The sequence below is a fragment of the Rhabdobacter roseus genome, from assembly GCF_014202275.1.
Classification (GTDB): Bacteria; Bacteroidota; Bacteroidia; order Cytophagales; family Spirosomataceae; genus Rhabdobacter; species Rhabdobacter roseus.
Window position 1 is genome coordinate 664,486 of the sequence record NZ_JACHGF010000002.1, and the last position, 25,270, is coordinate 689,755.

A 25,270-nucleotide genomic window follows, 5' to 3' on the forward strand; every position below is an offset into this window, starting at 1 on the left:
AAAGGTTTAACGTTTCCGAAAAATAGAAATTCTTTAAAAAAACGAAAAATCTAGCTTACTTTGCCGCAGGAAAAAAAGTAATTGTAATTTTGTACTTTTAAAAGACACGCTACGCAAGTTAGCTCTAAAAGCTCGTTCTTACCTACAAACCGATATTCAACCAGGATCATTTTGCAAAATACCACTTTTATGAACGTAACACGGACGGACAAGTTAAAGAAATTCCTTCTTTTATTTGTGTCAGTATCTGTTTTATCCACAGGTCTAACCTTTTCACAGGTGGCTCCCGCCCCTGCGGGTACTGGTACTACCGGTGCCCCAGCTGGTACATCGGCTCCCAATGCCTCAGGCCAACAGCTTCCAGCCAACGTGCCCCCCAACTTGATCCCGCAAAATTTAAAAAATAACCAGGCAAAGCCCGGTGTAAATCAAAATACGAATCAACAGCCGCAAAACCAAGCTAACACTGATTCAGCCGGTACTAATTCGGCCATGCTGTCCGATGCCGAAAAGGAAAAACTCGAAATGCGGAATAAGATCTTCGGGTACTCGCTGTTTGCCAATAAGAAATTCGACCCGATCCCGGATCTTCAGATGGCCACGCCTGCGAACTACAACATCGGGCCCGGTGATCAATTGAACGTTTATATCTATGGCTACGCAGAGGGTACTTATCCGCTTACGGTGAACCGAGACGGCTTTGTATCCATTCCTCGGGTAGGAAATGTCAACCTAAGTGGAAAGACCATTGAAGAGGCTACCAAAATACTTATTGACAAGTTTTCGAAATTTACCCCTGGGCTTCTGGGAACTGGTGGTAAACCAGCTCTGAGTAAACTGACTATTACGCTAGGTCAGGTTAGAACAGTAAAGGTATTTGTAACCGGCGAAGTGATTAACCCCGCCTCGTATAGTCTTCCTTCGCTGAGCTCGGCGTTCAATGCGCTCTACCAGGCGGGTGGCCCCAACGAAATAGGTACTTTCCGGGACATCAAAGTGATTCGAAATAACAAGGTCGTTTCTCGATTTGATATATACGAATACCTTACCAAAGGCAGCTTGTCTGGAGCCATTACTGTGCAGGATAATGATAATATCAGCGTAGGATACTACCAAACCCGGGTTACTGTAATGGGTAACGTAAAACGCCCCGGGATTTACGAAATGAAACCCGAGGAGAACCTTTCCGATTTGCTTATGTTTGCCGGAGGGTTCACCGATAATGCCTACCGCGCTCGGGTGAGGATCGATCGCTTTACGGGTCGGGAGCGACGCATCGAAGACGTATCGGCCAGCCAGTTTGATTCCTTTAAGCTGGTCACGGGGGATGAAATCACGGTAGAAACCGTACTGAATCGCTTTGAAAACATCGTTACCATCGGCGGTGCGGTCATGCGCCCGGGAGACTATTCCCTTGAAAGTAGTCCTACCCTACTCACCTTACTAGAAAAAGCCCAAGGCCTACGCGAAGACGCCTTCACGGGTAGAGTGAACGTGTTACGTACTCGGAAAGATATGACGGTTGCGAACATCAGCATCAATTTGGCGGATATGATCAACAACCAAACGCCTGACCTGGAATTGACCCGGCTGGATGAAGTCATCGTTCACTCTCGCTTTGAACTAGCGGAGCCCTCACACGTACGCATTTCGGGTGAGGTAAACAATCCTAATTTTGGCGAAGAAGGCCATTTCGAGTACATGGCTAACATGACCCTCGAGGATTTATTACTTAAAGCGGGCGGCTTTAAAGAATCCGCCAAAGCCTCGCAAGTAGTGGTAGTTCGGAGAAAGCGCGATGCCAACGTACTGGCTTCTGACGCTCAAATAGCTGAGGAATATACCTTTGATGTAAGTCGTGATCTGTCGTTAAATTCCAGAGCTAGCAATTTTGTCCTCTACCCTTACGATGAAGTCATCGTTCGAAAAGCACCTAATTACCAGGAGCAAAAGTTCGTTACAATCGAAGGAGAGATAGTAGATCCAGGGGAGCACGTTATTACTAATCGGAATGAGAAAATTTCCGATATTATACGCCGCGCAGGTGGGCTGACGGCGCTGGCTTACATTCCGGGCGCAACGCTACTTCGCACGACCATTCTTACCGAAGCTGAAGTAAGGCAAACCAAAAGCGCGGTTGAAGAAATTTCGAGTGACCTAAAGAAAGGCTCTATAGAGATTGCCGTTGGGGAAGAAAGGCAAGACTTCATAGGAATCAGGTTGGACCGAATTCTTAAAAACCCCGGATCAGTAGAAGATCTAATAGTACAGGAAGGCGATATTATTCGTATTCCAAAGAGATTGGAAACCGTGCAAGTGCAGGGTGAGCTTTTGTATCCTACTACTGTAAAGTACGAGCGGGGAATGAGCTTTATGGATTATATTTCCCAAGCTGGAGGCTTTAAGCGGTCATCGCTCCGCCGTAGTGCCTATGTAAAGTACCCAAATGGTTCAGTTGATAGGACACGCAAATTCCTAGTATTTAATGTGTATCCTAAAGTAGAGCCCGGTTCGGAAATCTATGTGCCAACACGCGCTGGTAATGAGCTTACGCCCCAGCAGATTCTTCAACAAGGGATCAGCATAACTTCCACTTTATTTACATTGATCATCTCCGTGCTAGCTTTCCGTCAATTCGCCAATTAATTACCATGTCACAGCAAGTTACGCATACTATTCCCGAGGATCAGATCTCGCCCAAGACTGTCATCATTAAAATTATTGCGATTAAAGATGTACTGATCAAGAATTGGCTGGTCATAGTCCTCTTTACTCTGGCGGGCTTTGGTATTGGCCTGGCTCTGGATATATTTCTTAGAAAACCCGACAAATACCAAGCAACGGTTCTATTTAATCTGGGAGCTTCCCAAGGTCCGGGTGGGTTTGGCGAAATGGCTGGTCTGTTGGGCTTAGGAGCATCTCCAGACGCCAATATTTTTACCGGAGAAAACTTTTTGTACTTTGTTAAGTCCAGGCCCGTCATTGAGCGTGCATTGATGAAGGAGGTAGACGTTGAGGGAAAAAAAATGTTGATGGCCAATTTCTACATTGACTCGAGTTCAATTCGTGAAATCGAATGGCTTGACAATCCTAAGCGTGAAAATTTTCATTTTACAAAATCTGACCCCAAGGAGTTTACTCTGGACGAACAGATGGCACTGAATGATATTGTACTAAAAGCACAGGTAGCTACCGAAATTTACCAGCCCGACCGTAAATCGTCGTTTACTATGCTGGCAACCTCTTTTGAGAGTGCTCCACTCGCTAAAATCTGGGCCACTACCCTGCTTGATACCGTTGAAGAAGTGTATACAGAAAATCAGACCTTCAAAACCAGAAAAACCCTGCGGTTATTGGAAAACAGAGCTGATTCACTGGCCAGAATTTTGGGTTCCCAGGAGAGTAGGTTGGCCCGTGAGCTTGACTATAGTCAGCAACTCATCATTCCCGAGGCCCGAATCAGTGCTACCAGGTTAGAACGCAATGCCTCATTTATTCAGAGACTGTACGTGGAGGCCATGACCAGCGCCGAAAACATGCGGGTCTCTCTAGTTAGGGAAGCTCCACTATTTACGATCATTGAGCCCGTTAAGAATCCACTTGACCGCGAAACGGATAAAGGGAAAAGAGCTCAAATTGGCTTCCTGATTGGCTTAGTACTTTCATTGGTATTTGTTTATGCCAAAAGTACCTATCAAACCATCATGGCTGATCCGCGCTATTAATAAACAGAATCTATGGCACACACAACTACCATTAAAGCCAAAGCGTCTGAAAAGGACTACTGGAAGGATTTGTGGCGCAATAAGCAGCTACTATGGATTCTTTCTAAGCGTGATATTTCGGTTCGGTACAAGCAGACCCTTCTAGGAATAGCCTGGAGTGTCATTCGCCCCTTAATGACCATGCTCGTGATGGCCGTTGTGTTTAGCTTTATAGCTAAACTACCGAGCGATCCCGGCATTCCTTACCCACTTATGATTCTGGGTGGCCTTACCATCTGGACCTTTTTTGCCAATACGTTCACCCAGATCAGCAACAGTATTGTCCTCAATTCCAACCTGGTATCTAAGGTTTACTTTCCCCGGCTCATCATGCCGTTAAGTGCCGTTTCGGTTGGGTTTATTGACTTTCTGATCTCTCTGGCTCTCTTCATACTTCTGAGTGTGTACTACCAGTATCCGCCCAGTATCAATATTATTTTTCTCCCTGTTTTCATTGTTTTTACTTTTCTTACTTCACTCGGGATCGGCCTCTTTTTTGCGGTCATTAATGTTAGGTTCAGAGACATAGCCCAGCTCATACCATTTATGGTTCAAGTAGGAATGTACATTTGTCCCGTAGCGTATAGCAGTCGCCAGGTAAAAGATGAGTGGTTCTATAAGTATTATATTCTGAATCCCCTGGTAGGAATCATCGACGGCTTTAAGTGGTGCTTGCTGGGTGACAAGGCTTATTTTAATCCCACGAGCCTTTATTCTACCATTCTGGTCTCCTCATTAGCATTGTTACTTTCTCTTATGTACTTTCGTCGGAAAGAAAATACCTTTGTTGACCATATCTGAAACAGTATCCTACTGGTATGCCTGTAATTACCGCTGAAAATATTAGCAAAAAATACATTATTGATCATAAACGCTCGAAAGGGGCTTCGAGTCTGCGTGATTTTGTCGCGGATACTTTTGAGAAGTGGTCTCCTGCAAAAAAGAAAGCCACTTTTCAGGAAAAAGAAGAATTCTGGGCCCTTCGGGACGTTAATTTCAGCATTAATCAGGGGGATCGGATTGGCATAGTAGGACATAACGGGGCAGGAAAATCAACCCTTTTAAAGATTCTCAGTCGCATTACTGAGCCTACTACTGGGGAGGTACGCATCCAGGGCCGGGTAGCCAGTCTGCTAGAAGTAGGTACCGGCTTCCATCCGGAATTGACGGGCCGGGAAAACATCTACCTGAACGGAGCGATTCTGGGCATGAGAAAAGACGAAATTAAGCGTTCTTTCGATGCCATTGTTGATTTTGCGGGTGTAGAAAAATTTCTGGACACGCCGGTCAAACGCTACTCGTCCGGTATGTACGTGCGGCTAGGCTTTGCGATTGCGGCCCACCTGGATCCCGAAATTCTGATCATTGATGAAGTACTGGCCGTCGGCGATTCTGAATTTCAGAAAAAATGCCTCGGTAAAATGCGTGATGTTTCGGAAAGCGGCCGTACCATTCTCTTTGTGAGCCATAACCTGACCGCCATCCAAGCGCTATGCAATAAAGCTTTCTTTTTTGAAAAAGGACAGCTCGTCGACCAGGGGGACACCACGCACATTGTAACTACCTACCTTAGTAGGGTCTCGCACAAAAACCTGGAAAGAAGCTGGGAAAGCTTTGAGTCGGCTCCCGGCAACGATCAGGTCCGGATCAAAGGCTTTAAACTCCTGCCCGAGTACCAGGATGATTTGAAGCATATCGATGTACGTACCCCCATGCAGTTTGAGTTTGAGTTCTGGAACCTTGAGGAAGGTGCACTGCTCAACCTTAGCATGCATTTATATTCCTTTACGGGCGAATGTATATTTAATGTAGGCACTACCGCCCAGCCCTTTTCGAAAGGGTTGGTTCGCGGAAGCTGCGAAATACCCGGCCACTTCCTGAATGATGGCTCCTACATGGTTTCAATGATGATCGTAAAGGATACCAGTACCGTGCTTTATAACATGGAAGAGGCGCTTTCCTTCGACATTGAAGACTACCGTGAAAATGTTACCTGGTACGGGAAATGGCCTGGCTATATCCGCCCCCAACTTAATTTTTCAATTAGCCAAACCGAATCCGTAGTGAATGATTAACGTCACCAAAACGTACCTGCCGAACAAAGAGCAGTATATAAAGTACATTGACGAAATATGGGAGCGTGTTCAACTCACCAACAATGGTCCTCTACTCCGCGAGCTCGAAAGCGAGCTTAAAAAGTACCTGGAGGTAGAGAACCTGTACTACTGCGGAAACGGAACGATTGTGCTACAGATTGCCCTTAAGGCGCTGGAAGTACAAGGGGATATTATCACTACCCCTTTCTCCTACTGTGCTACCACTAATTCTATTCTGTGGGAAAACTGCACGCCGGTATTTGTCGACATTGAGCCTACTACCTTTAACATTGATCCGGCCTTGATTGAGCAGGCCATAACGCCCGACACCCGGGCCATCATGGCAACGCACGTCTACGGAAACCCCTGCCAGATTGAAGCCATTGAGACCATTGCCCAAAAGCATAACCTGAAGGTAATTTACGATGCCGCCCACGCGTTCGGAGTAAAGTACCGGAACCGATCGTTGCTGTCATACGGGGATATAAGTACCTGTAGCTTTCACGCTACTAAGGTATTTCATACCATTGAGGGGGGAGCCATCATTTCCAATCATCCGGAGCTCAATGAAAAACTACACCTGCTGAGGGCCTTTGGACATCGCGGTGATGAAGAGTACCTTTTTGCGGGTATCAACGGCAAAAACTCCGAATTCCACGCTGCCATGGGCCTTTGTAATTTACCTCACGTAGGCGCAATCATAGAAGCCCGAAAAGAAGTCTTTGGCTGGTACAACGACTTGCTTAATTGGGAAAAACTCCAAAAGCCCCTCATTAGCGATGACATTGAGTACAACTATGCTTACTACCCGGTAGTATTCGAATCAGAAAGCGTGATGCGGCGCGTCCAGGCGGCGCTGGCTGAGCAGGATATTGTTCCCCGAAGGTACTTCTACCCTTCCCTGAATACCCTGCCCTTCATGCCTCGGCGCTATGCCTGTCCGGTCTCCGAAGACATCGCTTTGCGGGTACTTAGTTTGCCTTTGTACGTTGGGCTTGCTCAGGAAGAGGTACAGCTGATAGGTACCATCATCAACCAACACCTATGACCCCACCGTCATGGCCGTTCTGTATTGGATTTGTTTCTTTTTATTCGTTGGTAGTGTTGGCTATGTCGCTAAAAAAATAGCTCAGCCCTCGCTGTCCGAATGGGTTATTGGTACGTTTATCCTGTTTGTAGGGAGCGTTATTCCAACGGGATTTGTACTCTCGGCCCTGGATCTTACCGCGAGTACCTGGGCCTGGATAGTTGGCAACTTCATTACGCTGGCTTTGCATTACCTGCTCTGGACGCGGCTGATACCCCCTCAGGAACAATTCTCGGTCCGCCATTTGTGCCAGAACAGACTAAGTACCCTGGGTACCTGGGCGCGAGAACTTTCTCCCTACCTGAAGTTTCTGTTCACGATGATGGTAGGCTCAGTGCTACTCATCGGGCTCACAAACCTGCTACTGGTACTTTTTACGGTACCCAACGAGTGGGATAGCATGACTGGCCACCTCAACCGCGTCGTGAGGTACATCCAGCGGGGTACGATGGCGCATTTTGGGGGTACCAATTGGAACATGGATACCTACCCCAAAAGTGTCTGTACCATTCAGATTTATTCCTACCTCATCAGCGGAAAAATCGAGAACGCTTTCAAGCTCATCCATTTTTCGTCCTACTGGATTACCCTCCTTGCGGTTTTTGGCATTGCCCAACGCATAGGTCGTAGCCTCTCGGCCAGCCTTTTCTGTGCGTTAGCGTACGGAATGTTCCTGGATTTTCAAATGCAGGCCATTACTACCGAGACGGATATCGTATTGACGGCCTACCTTAGCTGCCTGCTTTATTTCTTGTTTACCTACCATACCACGCGGCAAGCCAAGTACCTTTACCTGGCCGGGCTCACGTTCGGGATCGTGTATGGTCACAAAATCACCTTTACGCTGCTGTTGCCATCCGTATTTATGGTGATGCTCTATACCGTATTCTTGGCGCACAATTTCCGTTTGTTTGCCGAGCGCTTTATAAAACTGGGTGTCGCCATTGGGCTTTCCATTCTAATTTATACTTTGCCGACGGGTTATATCAAAAACATTCAGGTTTTTGGCCACCCCATTGGTCCGCCTACTTCTCTGAAGCACCAGTCGGTGGAGCGGGCAGGTACCTTGCCCAACCTTCTCGAGCAGGGGAGCCGGAACGTCGTTCGGTACAGCTACGATTTTTTCAACCTGGACGGCATCCGTAACGCCCAGTGGGGCTATGACCTCAACGTGGCCGTGCGAAAACCCATTGTGTACCTGGAAGATAAACTACAGATGCGACTCGACGAAGAAACGGACTTTTCCATAGTACCCTTTGCTTTTCAGCGACGCTTTGAGTTTTACAATGCCAATCCGTACTGGGGTATCTTTGGCTTTGCGCTGATCCTTCCCCTGGTACTTCTTGTTTTTGTGCGAATTATCTGGTCCCGTCCCCACTGGTTTTTGGCCGCGGCGGTGGTACTTCATTTTGCGGCCATAGCTTACTCTGCTCCTTACGATCCGTTCAAAGGCAGGTACTTTATCGAAACGGGATTATTCGGGGTACTTTTTCTGTTGCTACTTTTTTCGCATCACAAGCTTTCGATCCTGAAGCCCCGGCGGTGGGCTTGGAAAGGCTACGTGGGGCTTATCGTAGTGCTGGCTTGTGTGTCGGCTCTCATGGCTACCTTTTTGAATATAAGAGCGTTGCCCTTTTCGGCCTATGGGTACGAGTCCGCTTTTACGGCCGACCGACTCAAGTACCAGCTTTTTGCCCGTCCGGATATTTATCCGGCTTACGCCCGATTCGACTCCCTGGTACCGCCCGATGCCACCGTAGCTCTAGCTACCATCAACGACGACTTTGAGTACCCGCTCTATGGTACCCAGCTAAGCCGAAAACTCATTTCGATCAATCCATTCGAGCAAGGCGTACAACCCATCCCGCCCGAGGCCGACTACCTCTTCTTTGCCAAAAGCGTGATTACGCCCCAACCGGGCGACATTCGGCTCGGCTCCGATACAACCATGACCAATCTGATCGTGAAAGGAGAAGATTATTACCTGCGCAAACTAAAGTAAAGTACCCCCTTACTCCCCCACCCACCATGACCATCGCCATCATGCAGCCCTACTTTTTGCCTTACCTGGGGTACTTTCAGCTGATCAAAGCGGTGGACAAGTTTGTGATTTACGATGATGTAAATTTTATCAACCGGGGTTGGATCAACCGAAACAATCTACTGGTGGGCGGGCAGGCGCACCTCTTTACGGTACCTCTGAAAGAAGCCAGCCAGAATAAGTTGATCCGGGAAATTGAACTGGCCGAAGGGGATGCCTGGCGCAAAAAGCTCCTGAAAACGATCCAGCAGGCTTACCAGAAAGCCCCAAATTACTCAACGGTTTTCCCGATCCTGGAAGAAATCGTACATTTCAACGCCCAAAGCATTGCCGAGCTAGCCGTCTACGCCTTGCAAAAAATCAATTTTCACTTGGGTATTAGTACGGAAATTATTTCAAGTTCAACCTATTACCAAAATTCTTCCCTGAAAGCCCAGGAGCGAATTCTGGACATCTGTCGGCAGGAAGGAGCTCAGACGTACATCAACCCCATTGGTGGCATGGAACTGTACAATAAAAGTACCTTTGACGAACAGAAAATTCAGCTTTACTTTATCAAAAGTACCCTCACGCCCTATCCACAATTCAAAAATGCTTTTGTACCTTGGCTGTCCATCGTGGACGTTTTGATGTTTAACGAACGGGCCGCTATCCACCAACTACTCACTGCATACGAACTAATATAGCTATGGCTAAAGTAATTATATTCGGAATACTGGACACCGCCGAACTGGCCCACTACTACCTGGATCATGACTCCGAACACGAAGTAGTAGCCTTTGCCGTTAATCGGGAGTACCTCCAGGCAGAAAGTTTCCGCGGGCTTCCGTTGGTAGCGTACGAAGACGTTGAAGAACTTTTTCCGCCGCAAGAGTACGCCTTCTTTGCCCCCATGACGGGTCGAAATATGAACCGAAACCGCGAGAAAGTATACCTGGACATCAAAGCCAAAGGCTATACCCTCATCTCCTACATCAGCTCTCACGCTACCATCCTGGACCGCAGCGTCGTGGGCGACAATTGCTTTATTCTCGAAGATAACACCATTCAGCCTTTCACCACCATTGGCAACAACGTGGTACTTTGGAGCGGCAACCACATTGGTCACCACGGCCAGATCAAGGACCACGTCTTTTTTACCTCGCACGTGGTGATGTCGGGCCATTGCACCATCGACTCCTACTCCTTCTTTGGAGTGAATAGTACCATTCGTGACTACACACACATTGCCCAGGGTACTTTGGTAGGAATGGCCGCGGCCATTACCAAAGACACCGAAGAATGGGGTATTTACATCGGCAATCCGGCCAAAAAGGTACCTGGTAAACTGAGCCACGAAGCCTACTAAAACCTGTTTGTCGTATCGTTATTACCAAAGATAAAGTGGAATGATTTCCCAAAAAGTACTTTTTATATCTCACGATGCCAACCGCGCCGGCAGCCAGCTTCTTCTTCTCCAACTCATGCGGCTACTCAAAAAAGAAGGGGTACCCATGCACCTGTTGCTTGGTGAAGGAGGAGAGTTGGAGACTGAGTTCAGGAAAATAGTGGAGGTAACACGCATCCCCCGCATCCAACCAACTTACCAAATGCCTGGTAAGCTCTTGAAAGCTACTGGCCTTTTAAATAAAGTAAAGAATTTTCAAAACGAAAAAGAATCTAGCCTTTTACGTTCCAAATTGGAGAGGCTTGATATAGGCTTGGTTTTTGTCAACTCCATTGCCAACGCCAAACTGTACGCACAGCAGCTCACGTATCTTCATCACCTCCCAACGGTACTTTTCGTTCATGAACTGGGTATGTCAGTGAAAATGTATACGGAGAAGAACGATCTGGACATTCTCTTAAAAAAAAGCAACCATCTCATTGCCGTGGCCCAGGCCGTGGCCAATCACTACATCCAGCACTACGCCTATCCGGCTGATTCGGTAAGTATTTTTACCCTGATCGACCACCAGCGCATCGACCGGCAATTGCAGGAAGCCCAACCCAATCTGCTGGAAAGAACTTTTAATATCCCGGTCGACGCCCTGGTGATTGGAGGCTGTGGCAACGCCGAGTGGCGGAAAGGAAACGACATTTTTAACTGGGTGGCGCGCATCGTTTTACAGAAGACCAATCCACTACCTGTATACTTTGTGTGGGTTGGGGCCGGTCCGCAACACGAGATATACCAACTCATAAGTAGCGACATCGAACGCATGGGTTTGGCGGACAAAATCATCCTGATTCCGCCTACGGCCCAGGCCCTGGATTACATCAGCCGCTTCGATGTACTTTTACTTTCGTCCCGTGAGGACCCTTATCCGCTGGTGGTCATGGAGGCGGCCTTGAATGAAATCCCGGTGGTGTGTTTCGAAGGGGCCGGAGGAGCACCTGAGCTCATTGAGCAGGATGCGGGCTTCGTAGTACCCTACATGGATATTTCGGCGGCCTCAAACGCTCTGGTCCAGCTTATCCAGAACGCAGACCAACGCCTAAAAATGGGACAAAAAGCCCGGCAAAAGGTACTTGAACGCCACAATACCACCGAGAGCGTTCGGAAGGTGAAGGCTATTATTGAAAAGTACCTAATTTTGCCCGTGTCAGAAACACACAACCCATGACCATTGCCTTTACCCTTTGCTCCATCAACTACCTGGCCCAGGCACGTACTTTAGGCGACTCCCTGGCCTCTACCAATCCGGACATCTCCTACTTTATTGGTTTGGTGGACCGCCTGGAGGGTGTAGCGTTTGATCCTGCGTACCAACCTGCCTACCCACTGGTAGAAGTGCATACCATCGGGATCGACGGCTTCGACGACATGTGCGAACGCTACAACATTACGGAGCTCAATACCGCCGTCAAGCCCTTTTATTTTACGTACTTCTTTCAGCGCTTTGCCGAGGCGACGAACGTCATTTACTTCGATCCCGACATTATTGTGTACCAGCCATTAGGCGGTTTGTTGCGGTCGCTGGGTACTTCGGAAGCCGTATTGACACCCCATATCAACTGTCCCGTCAACGACCGTAAAACGCCCAACGAGCTGCACCACCTCAATACGGGCGTCTATAACCTGGGCTTTGTAGCCTTCCGAAGAAGTACCCAGACCCTGGCCTATATTCGCTGGTGGGAAGAAAAGCTGCGCTACGAGTGTTTGATTGCGCTTTGTGAGGGCTTATTTGTGGATCAAAACTGGATGAATTTTCTGCCCTTGTTTGTACCCAACACGCACATTGAGCGCGAGCCCGGCTACAACGCCGCCTACTGGAACCTCCACGAGCGGTACTTTTCTGAGCGGGAAGGTACTTTTTGGGTAAACGAAAAGTACCCCCTCATTTTCTTTCATTACAGTGGCTACGACCCCGCCCGGCCGGAGGTACTTTCCAAGTATCAGGACCGTTTCGAACTGAAAGAGCGGCCTGACACACAGGCATTATTTGAAATATACCGGGAGCGCTTGATCCGAAACGGCAACGAGTACTACCGCCGATTTGCGTGCTGCTACATTAAACCACCCAAGGTTTACCGGTACGTCCGGGTGCGGGCATGGTTAAAAAAACCATTAAATTTTTTAATTGCTCAACTCGACACCCACTAGATGAAGGAGCTAGCCACGGTAGTAGTACCGCTTTCGGGCGCGCCCCTCACCGAAAGAGAAATGGCCTCGCTGCGGCGATGCCGCGAGGTACTTCATGCTTACCCCATCGTACTGGTCACTCCCCACGGAGCCAACTACCAGGCCGAAGTACCCTGGCTGTCCGATCTGGATCAGTATACTTTTGAAGTACCTCCTGGCTCCACGAATAGCCCATGGGAGTCGCATTTCCTGAGCGACGACCTGTACGAGCGTTTCGCCTGGAGTGAGTTTATTTTGGTTCATCAGCTCAATAGCTACGTAGTCAGCGACGAGCTTCATTACTGGTGCAAGCAAGGCTACGATTATATTCAGGCGCTGCCTGGCTTAGTTCCGCAAAGCCGTTCGGCCCAGGTGCTTGAACAAGAACTTGGCCTAAAAACAAAAGTACCTTTGCCTCAGCTGGCGCAGGCCGTAGCCGGTACGGGGCTCTCGCTGCGCCGCGTGGAACGGATGCGACGAGCCATCCGCAATAACAAACGCAAAATATACGAGCTACTTTCGGACCGAACGCTTTCGGGTTTGGATAAAGATGTACTGTTTTGGGAAGGGCTAAGCCGTCGACTTTGGCCCCCTTTGCGGGTACCTACGCCCGTGGTGCGGCAGCGATTTTCGGTCAATGTTGCTTCCCTGGGTACTTCCTTCGGGCAGCAGGTACTTTCTCCAAACCCTTTTGCTCTCACCGGCCTGGATGGGTGGAGCCCCGAGCAATTTGCATCCTATTTAAACTAGCTGTGCCATGAATATTATTTTCACCGTCTGTGATCGAACGCAACTAGCCCAAGCCCTGGCCCTGGCCGATGCCGTGCGTCGTCACCACCCGGATCGGCCTTTTTACATTGGGTTGGTGGATGAGCTACCGTTTGTGAAGGTACCTGGCTCGGCTTCCCTTATTCCGGTCGAAACCTTGAATATACCGGCCTGGAGTGCCATGACTAGCCTATATTACAGCTACGAACTGGTAGCAGCCTGTCGGCCTTGGTTTGGGAAGTACCTGTTGGAACAAAATCCATCCTGCCAGAGGCTTACCTTCCTGGCCCCCAGTACCTACCTGTACGCTTCTTTGGAACCCGTGGAGCAACCAGGCGCAGAACTTCTCCTGACGCCACACCTCACCCGACCCACTCAAGGTACCCTGGACGACAAACGAATATTAAATATTGGTATGTACCACGCGGGCGGTTGGGTCGCTAGCAATACCCACGCTATAGGTACCTGGCTGGACTGGTGGGCTGTACGTACTCAAGATCGGGCCAAGTTTGACCTTTGCCAGGGCATGTGCCTGGATCAGCTCTGGCTCAACTACGCCCCCATTTGGGTACCTACGGCGGCCCCCATAGCCGCGCCCGGCTGGCAGTACGGCCTTCATTCGGTTCAGAATATTCCCCTTGAGAAAGTCAACGATAAGTACTTTGTCGCTGGTTACGAGCTGATTTCCGCTGATTTTGCGGGCCTGGTGGGGTACCACCCCGTTTGGTCCGATCACCAGGACCTGGTAGCGCTGAGCTCAGGTTTTCAACAGCTGCTAAGGGAGTACCTTCGTGTCCTGAAAACTTACGCTCCACACCAAGCACCCGGACTGGCGGCTTACGGCCTATCCGCGCCCATAAAAAAAAGTCGGGGGCTTCGAAAGAAATGGGTTAAGTACCTTTCCGGCATTGCGCACCGAATCGACACCTACGACCTAACGTATTAATTCTCTTTTTTGTACAAAAGAATGAAACCGCTCCACCAAAGTACCCGCGCGCTGCGCGCGTTCCTGGCTCAGTCCCCGCCTCCCCCCGAAGAGTCTGCTTTGGCGCTGGCCTCGGCACCTAAACTTACGGTCATTACGCCCTCGTACAACCAAGCCGACTACCTGGAGCGAACCATCCTGAGCGTACTTAATCAAAACTACCCCAATCTGGAGTACATCATCATGGACGGTGGCTCTCAGGATGGTAGCGTGGACATCATAAAAAAATACGAAAAGTACCTTGCATACTGGGAAAGTGAGAAAGACCGCGGCCAGGTACACGCGCTGAACAAAGCGCTAGCGCGCGCTACGGGCGAATGGATTAGTTTTCAAAATTCGGACGACGTATATTTTCCGGGTACCTTCGAGCGTTTTGGGAAAGTAGAAAAAGAGAAGTACGATATCCTATACGGGCATCTGTACCTGATTACCACCGACGACGAAGTGACTGAACTATTGAAAACGCTGCCTTTTAGCCTCACTGCGCAGCTGGCCGAGGGCATGCAAATCCATAACCAATCGCTCTTTTTTAGGCGTTCGCTAGTAGAGCAGTACGGGTACTTCGACGAATCCTACCGCTTCGCCTTCGACTACGAATTCATCACCCGCTACGCCAGTCAGCCCAGCACGCGCATTCGCCGGATAGAGGGTTTGGCCGGGGCTTTGAGAGTACACGAAGCCGCCAAGTCGTCGACCATAGCCAGCGTTGGTCTCTCTGAACACGAGCGGGTGAAGGAATTGTATAATTTCACGAAAAGCTCGGTCCGGTCCGAGAAAATGCGGTATCTTTGGTGTCGATTTCGTAAACTGTTTTATCTATTGGTCGATATGGACTTTTCCTACCTGGCCCACCGACTCTCGCAGTAAAGCATGACTCTATCCAGATTAATTACGCTGTTTCATTACTTGAGGTACTCAGGCGGTATCGCCATGATGTTCAATGGCTTTCCCTTGGTATTTTTCATTCGGGACACGCTGCATATTGGTCCGGCTACCAATGTATTTACGGCTTTCTTTTTTGCCTTGGCATTATTGCTCATGTTTCCCACTCATTTATTTATCCGTCTGTACAAGCCGAATTTCACGTTATTAAAATACGCAATGGGTTTTCTGGTCATTGCTTTTTACCATTTTATCTTCATGAATTATTCTGAGTTTGATTGGTTTATCGAGCTTGGAAACTTTTTATTTACGATTGCTTTTATTTTTCTTCTGATCCATGTTCCAAATGATGTAAAAGAAGTGTTGATGGTGATAATCTTCCTGGCGGCTCTTTTCTCTAACTTAACCCTCGTTTACTCCCTCCTGACCGATCCCAGCTGGAGGATAGGGATGCGGGCAGCCGTTACTTTCGAAAACGCCGGTGCCCAGGAAGGAGGGAACCCACACATAGCAGCCCGAAACGGAGTTATATGCTTACTGGCTGCTCTTACGCTTATTTCGCAGTATAAAGGGGCTTTGATTCGTCTTTTCTTATTTTTTTCTATTATTTTCAGCTTGGCAGTAGTAGTATTGGCACAGGCAAAATCAAGCTTGTTGGCTCTGGGCATCATGGCTGCTTTCTATATGACCTTTCAGGCCAACTTCTCTCAGATGCTCCGTTCTGCCAAGAGTTTATTTTCGGTGCGAAATGCAGTCATTTTTCTTATTTGTTGGTTCTTGTTTGGTTTACTTTTAAGTCGCTACGGAGATCTGGTTGGGGTACTTTATGGCTATTGGGGCAACTTTCAAGATAAGATCATGGATATCATCTTTACTGCGTTTGGCTTACAGATTTCAGGTACGGCCAACATCGATGCTTCGGCCATGGGTAGGGTAAGTAGTTTGAGCTTTTTTCAGAATGCGTTAGAAGGCGCACCTCACGTACTGTTAATCGGGCTTGGTTATAAAGCAGCCTTTTTGGATGTACCCTTAGTAGAATCTATTGTAAACCACGGTATTTTTGGTTTTATATTTTTTGCCGGCTTTAATTATTACCTGCTGGTATATTCGATTAAAGAGTTGCGAAAAAACTCCAATCCTCTTTCTCTTTTTCTAGCCTACTTTTTTATTTACTTTATCATCATGCTTATTTCCAATGGTCGTCCATACGACGTTTCATTTTGGTTTCCTTACGCCTTAATGATTCGGTTTCTGGGCATCAAGTACTTGGATTCCCCCCAGTATAAGGAGAATAAAAATAGCGCTCTAACTACTGTTTAGCTAAATGAATTAGAGTTTACAAAGGCACCTCATAGACCCACAGAGGGGCATCGATACCGCCGGTAAATTCTTTAATGGGCTCGCTGTCATCAAGGCGATTTTCGCTTACCATATATCGGTAACGCTTTCCAGAACGGAAATTCTCCATAGCTTCCTCTCTCTGCACACTATGACTCGCCAGTTCTGTATTATCCAGATACACCTCATAATTATACACCTTTCGCTTCGACTGCTCCGTGTACTTAAGTAAAAGGCGGTACTGCGTATCGTATAAACGCTCATCTTCAAAAGCAAAGGAAAGCGCCACCACGGGAAATTTTTGAGCCTCAAGGGAACTCCCCGGACGACGAAGAATGTAATTGATCTTCCGGGCCATTTTAAGCGTATCCCGGTTTTGCTCCGACTCCCACAGAAGGGTACTTTGGGCTTTGGGTACATAAAATTCCAGATCGGGCGGCAGCAGAAGACTTGTCTCGGAAGGCAGCGAAATAATCCATCGATAAGCATCAAATTTATTCTGATTGGCGTGGCTACGGGCTTGAAAATCCCAATACTCTCTCAAGTTGGAAAATGCAACGATCATCACGAACGCAATCGCGGTCCAGGTACCTACTTTTTTGCCTGCTTCGGCCAGGTACCCTGCCCCAAGGGCGGCTACCAGCACCGTGATAATCCCGGCAGGGAGTACGTGGGTGTCATAGATTTTAGCGGAGCGCAAAACCAGAAAAAGAAAAAAAATCCAGTTGAGCACGAGTACCCCGTAAAACCACTTTCGGGTACCTACTAACTTAACCATTCCCAATAAACACAAAAGAATTAACAGGTAGCTTACGGGATTTTTGAAGTACTCACCAATATAGGTGTAGTTGAACCAAGTACCCATCGGCTCGTCGTTCATTTTGGCAATGATCCCCCCCACAAAAGACTTGGCTACCACCAGCGGATCCGTGAGCAAGAAGGGACATGCTGCCACAAAGAGCAAAATGGTGAGGCCTATAAATCGTAAAGTACCTTTCCATTGATTAGCAGGCAGCAACAAAAATACTCCTACTAGTATGGCGGGGGCCAAAAACAAGAAAATAAGTCGCTGGGCCAGAATGAGTCCGAAGAGGATAGCCCACAGGCGGATTTGGCCCGTCGTAGCTTGTTCGGTAAAGAGCATCTGCACTACCAGGTACAGAAATAAAGTACCTGCCAGCGCCTCCGGCCGCAGGACGGGGGCATTGAACCACACAACGTAGGAGGTCACGATCAGGAAAGCCAGGGCGGGCCGGGAGGCCGGTGTGAGAAGCGGATGCTTATGCCGAAACAGAAAACGAACGGTGAGCACCAGCAAAGTACCTACCATCAGAAGCTGGATGGTTCGGCCCGTCAGGATCAGGTCTTGCCGGTCGGTCAGGTACTGGTAAGCATTGCGGTCGAACTGCTCAAAAATATCCAGCAGTCCTTCGTAAGTACCTCTATGGCTGATGATCGATGCCAAGGTACTGATGCCGAAGAGCAAGCAAAAAATCAGCAAGCTAGGGGTGGCGGGCCAGTCGAGGCAGCGTGGGGTGTTGCCGTACCAGAGAAATACGCCGGAGTCGGCAATAAAGTTTTCATCGACCGTGAAGTAGGCCATGAAGGGAGGGTTAAGAACGCTTACGTACATTGTATAACACCAGAGCATCCCCAGCAAAAAATAGGCGGATAGTTGGAGGTAGTTGGTCTTGATGCGCATGAATGTTGTGTACAAAGCAGTCTTAAATGAAAAGTAATTTTAATTTTGTGCCCTAGGACGCACAAAATTAGGAAAGCTTGATGCTGAAAATTCTTTTAAAGACCATTATTTTTCTGGTTGTGGTATTTATTGTAGGTGAAGTAGTACTTCGCTACCAGTTTGGTTTCTGCCAGGCTCCTCTTTACATTGCCGATCCTGACTACGAGTACATCTACGCCCCAAATCAGGAAGTAGTGCGGTTTGGGAATACCATTCGTACCAACGAACTGTCGATGCGAAGCGAGCCCGTTCTGCCTACGGATACCACCGTTATTCTACTCACGGGTGATTCCGTGGTACTGGGTGGCAGCCTTACCGACCAGGACAGTCTGGCCTCCACCATGTTGGAAAAACGGTTGACCCGTACCCTAAGACGACGCGTACGGGTACTTAATATAGCGGCGGGCTCCTGGGGCCCCGACAACGTGGCTGCGTACCTGAAAAAGCACGGCCTGTTCAACGCCGATTTGATTTGCCTGGTAGCCAGTAGCCACGATGCCCACGACAACATGACGCACGAGAACATGGTAGGGGTGGATACCAATCTACCCGATAAGCAGTATACCCTGGCTTGGGAAGAGCTCTGGAAAAGGTACCTTTTTCCTCGGTACGTTCAAGAACACGTGGTTGGCACCAACTACTTTGCCCCTCGCGTAGACACGACCCTGCTCAGCGGCATTCGTAAAGAGGGTGATGGTTTTAATCCGGGTTTTGCCCAACTCGCTGCCATGGCTCGTCAGCAGGGCATTCCCTTTTTCATCTATTTGCATCCCGAAATCTCCGAGATTGAATTTGGCAACTACAACGGTCAGGGTCGGGAGATCATCCGGTACGCCGAGCAGGATAGTGTTCGGCTTATTAAAGAGCTGGACCTGGGCATTACGGTGAATTACTTCCGTAAAAATGATGTAGTACACTACAATAGCGGCGGGCAAATATTCATGGCCAATAAGCTTTATCCTCTGTTTTTAGAATACTTACAACCGGCCAATTAATGCGCGTACTCCTTATTCATAATCAATTATGGGCACACTATAAGTCTAAGCTTTTCAGTGAAATACACCGCGCCCTGCGGGAAAAGTACCCTGACAGTCAGTTTCAGGTAGCCCATATTGCGCTGTACGAAGCCAGTCGGAAGGCGATGATGAAAAGCCAGGAAGAACCCATCTATAAGTACCCCTATACCGTACTTTTTGAAACGAGCCTGGATGAAGTACCTTTCGCGAAGCGGCTCAAGGCGTTGTTTCGCACCTATCGCTCCTTCCGGCCCACGGTGTTGAACATCACGGGGTATTACGACTGGGCGCAGGTACTTTTAATGCTTTATGCCCGCAGCCAAGGGGTTAGGGTTATTTTAACCGTGGAATCTTCCAGTCTGGACCATAAACGCTCCTGGCTTAAAGAAAAATTGAAAAGCTGGATCGTTAATAACGCCAACGCCTACTTTTGCTTTGGCCAAACTTCGGTCGCTTATTTAAAGTCTCTAGGAGTCCCTGAAGCCAAGATTGCTGTCAGCCATGCGGCGGTTATTGATGAGACCATCATACGCGAAAACTACCAGCGAGCGCTGGCCGAAAAGGCCTCAACGCCCTTAGCCCGGCGCCACTTTATTTACGTAGGCCGCCTGGCACCCGAAAAAAATCTGGTGGCCTTGCTGGATGCTTTTCGGAAAACGCAGCAGCAGAACCCTCCCAGCGCGGAATGGGGACTACTGCTGGTGGGGGATGGCGCTTCCCGCGCTGAGCTTGAAAAATACGTTCAGGAAAAGAAAATACCGCGGGTGCGCTTTACGGGGGGCTGTGCCTGGTACGAAGTACCTGGCTGGCTGGCCCAGGCTAGTGTTTTAGTTCTTCCTAGCTTGTCGGAGCCCTGGGGGCTGGTGGTCAACGAAGCAATGGTGTGTGGCTTGCCGGTGATTGTGTCAGACCGCTGTGGCTGCGCCCCTGACCTCGTAGAGGAAGGTCTCAATGGGTTTTTATTCAGTCCGGACCACCCCGCTGACTTAGCTACTTCCATGCAGTATTTTATCCAAAATCCTGAAAAAATATCCGCTATGGGCGTTGAATCACGACGCCTGGTAGCTTCTTTTTCGTCCGAACGCGTAGCACAGCAAATGGTAGCATGCTACCATTCTTTAGCGAACCACTAACAGCGACTTTTCATGCGAATACTCAATATCTGCGCCTATACCTGGGCCATCGGCGGACCGGCCCGCATCATTTATGATCATACCTCAGAGGTACTTAGGCAAGGCCATCAGGTAGATATTCTGAGCCCCATGACTCCAGGCGAAAAATTATACCCAACGCCCGAAGGAGCCCGCCTCATTCCCTGCCGCCGCACGACCCCGCTGAGTACGATCTACCGGGAGTTTTCCGTGGATTTGTATCGTTATCTCAAAAAACACATCCACGAGTACGACCTCATCCACGTGCACGGGATCTGGCACTTTGGTAGCCTGGCCCCTTTTCTAATTCCCAACCAGGTACCTAAGGTGATCACCATCCACGGTTTGCTAGACCGCTGGGCCGTTGAACACAGCAAGTGGAAGAAGCAGCTCGTAACCCTACTCTATCAAAAAAAACTGCTCGGTAAGGCGGATTTGATTCAGATAAACAATACCGACGAAGAGCAGGACGTGATCAGGTACTTGGGGTATCGCCCTCCCAATATGGCCATTATCCCCAACGGCATGAAGATTGCCGACTATAGCTCGCTGCCCGAAAAAGGTATTTTTAGGAAGCATTTTGCTATTCCCAGCGACCGAAAAATGGTACTTTTCATGGGAAGACTCAACACCAAGAAAGGTCTTGACCTGCTGCTGCCTGCCTTTATGAAGTACCTCCATCAACACAACGACGCCCTGCTGGTACTGGCCGGGCCTGATGACGGGTACCTGGCCCAGGCTGAGGAGTTTATTCAGCTCAACGCCCTGCAGGATTCCATCAGGCTCGTAGGGATGCTTACCGATTCGGTGAAGAAAGCCGCCCTGGCCGACGCCGATCTTTTTGTGCTCCCCTCCTACTCAGAGGGGTTTTCAATCGCCGTACTCGAAGCCATGACGGCCCAGGTACCGGCTCTGGTCTCGGACCGCGTCGGGTTTGGCGACTACATCCAGGCGCACCAAGCAGCCTACCTTACTCCTCTTACCGTAGAAGGAGTGGCCGAAGGGCTCGAAAAAACGCTGCAAGACGCCACCTACCGGGAAAATATCCGCCAGAACGCCTACCAAATGGTACTTCAAGAGTTCGATATTCAGGTAGTTGCAAATCGGTTGCTGGAAGAATATAAGAAAATACAACGATAGTAATTATCTTTGTCGAAATCGTAATCCACATTTGTATTTTTCTTAGCGGGCTACTACCACTTTCTATGGTTGACGTATCGGTCATACTCCTTACTCATAACGAGTCGAAGCATATCGAACGCTGCCTTCGTAGCATCCAGCTTCTGACGGATAAAATTTTTATCGTCGACTCCTTTTCCACGGATGATACCGTTGAGCTAGCCACCGCCCTGGGAGCCGTGGTGGTACAAAATCCCTGGGTATCCTACGCTTTTCAATTCAACTACGGTATTGAAAATACTCCTTTCCGAACGACCTGGCTGATGCGTATGGACGCCGACGAGTACCTAACTCCCGAACTGGCCGCGGAACTCCGGGAGCAACTTCCCGCACAACCGGTCGATGTCAGTGGGCTCTACGTGAAGCGGAGAGTATTTTTCATGAATCAATGGATTCGCCACGGAGGATACTATCCGATCTGGTTGCTACGGATATGGCGGCGCGAGCAAGGTACCTGTGAGGAGCTTTGGATGGATGAGCATATTAAGCTTGAAGGTGGCCGGACGCTCCAACTCAGGCACGACATCGTGGACCACAACCTAAATAACCTGAGCTGGTGGACCCAAAAACATAACAATTACGCCATTCGGGAAGTGATTGATTTGCTGAATATTATTCATAATTTTGAAAATAAGGATACCGTCCAGCCCGCTTTTTGGGGCACCCAGGAACAGAAAAAACGTTTTTTGAAAATACGATACGCCAACTTGCCCCTTTTTACTCGTCCGTTCTTGTACTTTGTGTACAGGTACCTATTCAAACTTGGTTTTCTGGACGGAACCAAAGGGCTAATCTGGCATTTTTTGCAGGGCTTTTGGTACCGCTTCCTGGTCGATGCCAAGGTATATGAAGTATACCAGCAAGCCGGTAAAGAAAAAGATAAAATTATTAATCATTTTCTGACAGAATATGGAAAAGACCTTCGGAATCCAAACCGATCTGTCAAAGTATGATAATCGCTGGTACCAACCGGGCAGTGCTCCTAAGCGATTTTTGTGGTTCATTATTGGGAGGCTTTTTGTCAATACCTATCTGCCCATTCCAGTTTCCTGGAAAGTAACCATTCTGCGCCTTTTCGGGGCTAAAATCGGGCCAAACGTGATGCTAAAACCACGCGTCAACATCAAGTACCCCTGGTTTCTGCGTGTAGAAGAAAATACCTGGATCGGCGAAAATGTGTGGATTGATAACCTCACATTCGTCACTTTGGGTAAAAATGTGTGTTTGTCGCAGGGAGCCATGCTGCTCACGGGCAACCATGATTATACCCGTTCTACTTTCGATCTCGTTGTGAAACCCATTGTGTTACATGATGGCGTTTGGATCGGCGCTCAGGCTACGATATGTCCGGGAATAACGGCCTATTCACACGCCGTACTCACCGTAAAATCGGTAGCAACCAGTGACTTAGAAGAATATAGTATCTATCGTGGGAACCCGGCTCGGCTTATCAAAAAAAGAGAACTTACGCAGTGAAAGTATCCATTATTACCGTCGTATACAACGGAGCGTCTTCCATCCGCCAATGTATAGAATCCGTGGTGCGGCAAGATTATAATAATATTGAGTACATCATTATTGATGGGCAGTCGACGGACGAAACGCTTGCCACTGTTTATGAGTACCAGGAATCTATACACACAATTATTTCGGAGCCCGACCGGGGAATTTACGACGCTATGAATAAAGGTATCCAGCGAGCTACGGGAGATGTGATAGGTATGCTCAATGCCGACGATCGTTACACGGACACTTCCGTAATATCAGACATAGTAGCCGCCCTGCGTTCAAGTCAGGCAGAGGCTGTGTATGGAGACTTGGTCTATGTACACCCGAGCGATCCTTCCCAGGCTACACGAACCTGGATCTCGGGCGCTTATCGCTCCGCAAGCTTTCTTTGGGGTTGGATGCCTCCCCATCCCGCTTTTTTCCTCAAAAAAAAATGGTATGACCAGTACGGTACTTTTCGGCTTGACCTGGGTAGTTCCGCCGACTACGAGCTCATGCTCAGAATGCTCTATAAACACAAGCTTAGTCCCGTTTATCTACCCCGCGTGTTGGTCCAGATGAGCACCGGCGGAGTAAGCAATAGTACTCTAAGCAATCGAATCCAGGCGAACAAAAATGATCGAAAAGCCTGGCGAGTTAATAGCTTAAAACCCTATTTTTTCACGCTCTGGCTCAAGCCTATTCGAAAGATAGTTCAATTCTTTCCCCTAGCTAAAAAACTTACTAACGACTCATTCCAACCTTTTACTAATTAGTAGACTCCTTTTGCGAAGTAATTGCCAGAGAACGCCTAAAAATGTACGATCTTTACTTCACTATAATACTTGAATACACAGAATGAACATTTCTTGTATCCTTTATTATCTAGATATTACAAACATAGCTATGAAAAATACATTACTATCTGATATACTGTTTGGGGGATTTTTCGGAAGCATCCTCGACCATGAAGTTTACCAATGCATTCTATCCTTTTTGGTTGCTTGCTTCCTGTCCATTATTTCCATCCCCATTATCATCAACCTTTCTAATTTGCTCAATCTCACGGCGAAGCCTGGTTTCAGAAGCTCCCATAGCACTGACACCCCTACCTTGGGTGGTATTGCCTTGTTTGCCTGTACGCTTATCGCTTTTTTTCTTTGGCCTCACGCCGAAGAAACCCAAGACTCCAATCTTACGAGTTTGTCGATGGTAGGTTTGACCATTCTGTTTTTTCTGGGATTGAAAGATGATATTTTAGCCCTGGATTCAGCCAAGAAGCTGATCGTACAGATAGGAGCCACTCTGACGCTCGTAGTCATGGGAAATTTCAAGGTAGATTATCTTTACGGAATTTTTGGCTGGCATTACATTCCTGACTTCGTCAGTATTCCCTTAACGATATTCATTTTTATTGCTCTGATCAACGCCATTAATCTCATTGATGGCATCGACGGGCTAGCTGCGGGCATCAGTCTTATTACGGGCTTAGGCTTGGGTACCTGGTTTATTATCAACCGTCACTTTACGTTTGGCTGCCTGGCTTTTTCCATGTCAGGAGCGCTACTAGGTTTCCTACGCTTTAATTTTTCCAAAACCAGCAAGATTTTCATGGGGGATACCGGTTCTCTCGTCATAGGCTTTTTACTCTCTTTTTTTACCATTGAATTTCTACGCCTCAACGTGGGTTACCGCAACGACCCCACCGTGTTTTTCAATGCCCCGATCATTGTTATGGTTATGCTCATCGTCCCGATTTTTGATACGCTGCGGGTCTTCATTGTTCGCTTGATTCAGGGTGGTTCCCCTTTTATAGCGGACCGCAATCACCTGCATCACATTCTGGTTGATAATGGCCTCAACCATTTCCAAGCTTCATTTACTTTGTGGATGGTCACCATTGTTAACATGATCCTCTTCTTCTCATTCCACGGGGACGTGTCCAACACCGATTCCCTCTACATATACATTGGCTTGTTTGTGCTGTATATGTTTGCGGCTTACTTACTAAAAAGACGCGCTACTTTTGTTAAAGAAAAAAAAGGGATGGTTAAAAGCCCTAGCTATTCAGGATCCAGCCTCTCTCCAACCAAAAAAATACTAAGAAATCTTTAAAGCATTTCTTCATAA

Annotated in this window: 22 protein-coding genes; 21 read left to right on the forward strand and 1 reads right to left on the reverse strand. The window is 48.2% G+C overall.

Annotated elements, in window-relative coordinates:
- Positions 1-189: 189 nt before the first annotated feature.
- From HNQ92_RS07890 to HNQ92_RS07955, 14 genes are read left to right on the forward strand one after another with little or no spacing between them, the layout of a single operon-like run.
- A complete protein-coding gene (locus HNQ92_RS07890) occupies positions 190-2,646 on the forward strand; it encodes an SLBB domain-containing protein (protein WP_184172896.1) in 2,457 nt (818 codons plus the stop codon).
- 5 nt (positions 2,647-2,651) lie between these two features.
- On the forward strand, positions 2,652-3,725 hold the full coding sequence (locus tag HNQ92_RS07895; protein WP_184172898.1) for a hypothetical protein: 1,074 nt from the start codon (positions 2,652-2,654) through the stop codon (positions 3,723-3,725).
- Between the two features lie 12 nt (positions 3,726-3,737).
- Positions 3,738-4,565: an ABC transporter permease gene (locus HNQ92_RS07900; protein WP_184172899.1), complete on the forward strand. Its 828-nt coding sequence runs from the start codon at positions 3,738-3,740 to the stop codon at positions 4,563-4,565.
- A gap of 17 nt (positions 4,566-4,582) precedes the next feature.
- Positions 4,583-5,839: an ABC transporter ATP-binding protein gene (locus HNQ92_RS07905; protein WP_184172901.1), complete on the forward strand. Its 1,257-nt coding sequence runs from the start codon at positions 4,583-4,585 to the stop codon at positions 5,837-5,839.
- A complete protein-coding gene (locus HNQ92_RS07910; RefSeq protein WP_184172903.1) occupies positions 5,832-6,908 on the forward strand; it encodes a DegT/DnrJ/EryC1/StrS family aminotransferase in 1,077 nt (358 codons plus the stop codon). Before HNQ92_RS07905 ends, HNQ92_RS07910 begins: the two co-directional genes overlap by 8 nt.
- 10 nt (positions 6,909-6,918) lie before the next feature.
- Entirely contained in the window at positions 6,919-8,949 is a 2,031-nt protein-coding gene (locus HNQ92_RS07915) for an ArnT family glycosyltransferase (RefSeq protein ID WP_184172905.1), read from the forward strand.
- Between the two features lie 26 nt (positions 8,950-8,975).
- On the forward strand, positions 8,976-9,674 hold the full coding sequence (locus HNQ92_RS07920) for a WbqC family protein (protein ID WP_184172907.1): 699 nt from the start codon (positions 8,976-8,978) through the stop codon (positions 9,672-9,674).
- A gap of 2 nt (positions 9,675-9,676) precedes the next feature.
- Complete coding sequence (locus HNQ92_RS07925) at positions 9,677-10,336, forward strand: acetyltransferase (RefSeq protein WP_184172909.1); 660 nt, start codon at positions 9,677-9,679, stop codon at positions 10,334-10,336.
- Between the two features lie 40 nt (positions 10,337-10,376).
- On the forward strand, positions 10,377-11,594 hold the full coding sequence (locus HNQ92_RS07930; RefSeq protein WP_184172911.1) for a glycosyltransferase family 4 protein: 1,218 nt from the start codon (positions 10,377-10,379) through the stop codon (positions 11,592-11,594).
- Positions 11,591-12,574: a glycosyl transferase gene (locus tag HNQ92_RS07935; protein ID WP_184172913.1), complete on the forward strand. Its 984-nt coding sequence runs from the start codon at positions 11,591-11,593 to the stop codon at positions 12,572-12,574. Before HNQ92_RS07930 ends, HNQ92_RS07935 begins: the two co-directional genes overlap by 4 nt.
- Positions 12,575-13,342, forward strand: coding sequence for a DUF5672 family protein (locus HNQ92_RS07940; RefSeq protein WP_184172915.1), 768 nt, complete (start codon positions 12,575-12,577; stop codon positions 13,340-13,342). It begins immediately after the preceding gene.
- Positions 13,343-13,349: 7 nt separating this feature from the next.
- Positions 13,350-14,306, forward strand: a complete 957-nt coding sequence (locus tag HNQ92_RS07945; RefSeq protein ID WP_184172917.1) for a hypothetical protein — start codon at positions 13,350-13,352, stop codon at positions 14,304-14,306.
- Between the two features lie 21 nt (positions 14,307-14,327).
- The gene (locus HNQ92_RS07950; RefSeq protein WP_184172919.1) at positions 14,328-15,212 is read left to right on the forward strand and encodes a glycosyltransferase family 2 protein; all 885 of its coding nucleotides are present in this window, start codon (positions 14,328-14,330) and stop codon (positions 15,210-15,212) included.
- A 3-nt stretch (positions 15,213-15,215) separates the two neighbouring features.
- Complete coding sequence (locus HNQ92_RS07955; RefSeq protein WP_184172921.1) at positions 15,216-16,547, forward strand: hypothetical protein; 1,332 nt, start codon at positions 15,216-15,218, stop codon at positions 16,545-16,547.
- A 16-nt stretch (positions 16,548-16,563) separates the two neighbouring features.
- Here the strand turns inward: HNQ92_RS07955 and HNQ92_RS07960 are convergent, their stop codons facing one another.
- Entirely contained in the window at positions 16,564-18,267 is a 1,704-nt protein-coding gene (locus tag HNQ92_RS07960; protein ID WP_184172923.1) for a hypothetical protein, read from the reverse strand.
- A gap of 80 nt (positions 18,268-18,347) precedes the next feature.
- Between HNQ92_RS07960 and HNQ92_RS07965 the strand changes: the two genes are divergently transcribed.
- The 7 genes from HNQ92_RS07965 to HNQ92_RS07995 all read left to right on the forward strand — a co-directional run bounded on the left by HNQ92_RS07965 (position 18,348) and on the right by HNQ92_RS07995 (position 25,255).
- On the forward strand, positions 18,348-19,301 hold the full coding sequence (locus HNQ92_RS07965) for a hypothetical protein (RefSeq protein WP_184172925.1): 954 nt from the start codon (positions 18,348-18,350) through the stop codon (positions 19,299-19,301).
- A complete protein-coding gene (locus tag HNQ92_RS07970; protein ID WP_184172927.1) occupies positions 19,301-20,455 on the forward strand; it encodes a glycosyltransferase family 4 protein in 1,155 nt (384 codons plus the stop codon). The genes HNQ92_RS07965 and HNQ92_RS07970 overlap by 1 nt, the downstream gene beginning before the upstream one ends.
- A 12-nt stretch (positions 20,456-20,467) precedes the next feature.
- Complete coding sequence (locus HNQ92_RS07975) at positions 20,468-21,613, forward strand: glycosyltransferase (protein WP_184172929.1); 1,146 nt, start codon at positions 20,468-20,470, stop codon at positions 21,611-21,613.
- 65 nt (positions 21,614-21,678) lie between these two features.
- Positions 21,679-22,605, forward strand: a complete 927-nt coding sequence (locus HNQ92_RS07980; RefSeq protein WP_184172931.1) for a glycosyltransferase family 2 protein — start codon at positions 21,679-21,681, stop codon at positions 22,603-22,605.
- Entirely contained in the window at positions 22,562-23,128 is a 567-nt protein-coding gene (locus tag HNQ92_RS07985) for a WcaF family extracellular polysaccharide biosynthesis acetyltransferase (protein ID WP_184172933.1), read from the forward strand. The genes HNQ92_RS07980 and HNQ92_RS07985 overlap by 44 nt, the downstream gene beginning before the upstream one ends.
- The gene (locus tag HNQ92_RS07990) at positions 23,125-23,916 is read left to right on the forward strand and encodes a glycosyltransferase (protein ID WP_184172935.1); all 792 of its coding nucleotides are present in this window, start codon (positions 23,125-23,127) and stop codon (positions 23,914-23,916) included. Before HNQ92_RS07985 ends, HNQ92_RS07990 begins: the two co-directional genes overlap by 4 nt.
- Positions 23,917-24,046: 130 nt before the next feature.
- Positions 24,047-25,255: an MraY family glycosyltransferase gene (locus tag HNQ92_RS07995; RefSeq protein WP_184172937.1), complete on the forward strand. Its 1,209-nt coding sequence runs from the start codon at positions 24,047-24,049 to the stop codon at positions 25,253-25,255.
- The last annotated feature ends 15 nt before the right edge of the window (positions 25,256-25,270 follow it).

Bases quoted from the DNA above. Each gene is read 5' to 3' on its own strand.
- HNQ92_RS07905 (WP_184172901.1), top strand. From the start codon at position 4,583: ATGCCTGTAATTACCGCTGAAAATATTAGCAAAAAATACATTATTGAT.
- HNQ92_RS07920 (WP_184172907.1), top strand. From the start codon at position 8,976: ATGACCATCGCCATCATGCAGCCCTACTTTTTGCCTTACCTGGGGTAC.
- HNQ92_RS07950 (WP_184172919.1), top strand. From the start codon at position 14,328: ATGAAACCGCTCCACCAAAGTACCCGCGCGCTGCGCGCGTTCCTGGCT.
- HNQ92_RS07900 (WP_184172899.1), top strand. From the start codon at position 3,738: ATGGCACACACAACTACCATTAAAGCCAAAGCGTCTGAAAAGGACTAC.
- HNQ92_RS07945 (WP_184172917.1), top strand. From the start codon at position 13,350: ATGAATATTATTTTCACCGTCTGTGATCGAACGCAACTAGCCCAAGCC.
- HNQ92_RS07895 (WP_184172898.1), top strand. From the start codon at position 2,652: ATGTCACAGCAAGTTACGCATACTATTCCCGAGGATCAGATCTCGCCC.
- HNQ92_RS07930 (WP_184172911.1), top strand. From the start codon at position 10,377: ATGATTTCCCAAAAAGTACTTTTTATATCTCACGATGCCAACCGCGCC.
- HNQ92_RS07955 (WP_184172921.1), top strand. From the start codon at position 15,216: ATGACTCTATCCAGATTAATTACGCTGTTTCATTACTTGAGGTACTCA.
- HNQ92_RS07995 (WP_184172937.1), top strand. From the start codon at position 24,047: ATGAAAAATACATTACTATCTGATATACTGTTTGGGGGATTTTTCGGA.
- HNQ92_RS07960 (WP_184172923.1), bottom strand. From the start codon at position 18,267: ATGCGCATCAAGACCAACTACCTCCAACTATCCGCCTATTTTTTGCTG.
- HNQ92_RS07940 (WP_184172915.1), top strand. From the start codon at position 12,575: ATGAAGGAGCTAGCCACGGTAGTAGTACCGCTTTCGGGCGCGCCCCTC.
- HNQ92_RS07910 (WP_184172903.1), top strand. From the start codon at position 5,832: ATGATTAACGTCACCAAAACGTACCTGCCGAACAAAGAGCAGTATATA.
- HNQ92_RS07935 (WP_184172913.1), top strand. From the start codon at position 11,591: ATGACCATTGCCTTTACCCTTTGCTCCATCAACTACCTGGCCCAGGCA.
- HNQ92_RS07985 (WP_184172933.1), top strand. From the start codon at position 22,562: ATGGAAAAGACCTTCGGAATCCAAACCGATCTGTCAAAGTATGATAAT.
- HNQ92_RS07925 (WP_184172909.1), top strand. From the start codon at position 9,677: ATGGCTAAAGTAATTATATTCGGAATACTGGACACCGCCGAACTGGCC.
- HNQ92_RS07970 (WP_184172927.1), top strand. From the start codon at position 19,301: ATGCGCGTACTCCTTATTCATAATCAATTATGGGCACACTATAAGTCT.
- HNQ92_RS07980 (WP_184172931.1), top strand. From the start codon at position 21,679: ATGGTTGACGTATCGGTCATACTCCTTACTCATAACGAGTCGAAGCAT.
- HNQ92_RS07965 (WP_184172925.1), top strand. From the start codon at position 18,348: ATGCTGAAAATTCTTTTAAAGACCATTATTTTTCTGGTTGTGGTATTT.
- HNQ92_RS07915 (WP_184172905.1), top strand. From the start codon at position 6,919: ATGGCCGTTCTGTATTGGATTTGTTTCTTTTTATTCGTTGGTAGTGTT.
- HNQ92_RS07890 (WP_184172896.1), top strand. From the start codon at position 190: ATGAACGTAACACGGACGGACAAGTTAAAGAAATTCCTTCTTTTATTT.
- HNQ92_RS07975 (WP_184172929.1), top strand. From the start codon at position 20,468: ATGCGAATACTCAATATCTGCGCCTATACCTGGGCCATCGGCGGACCG.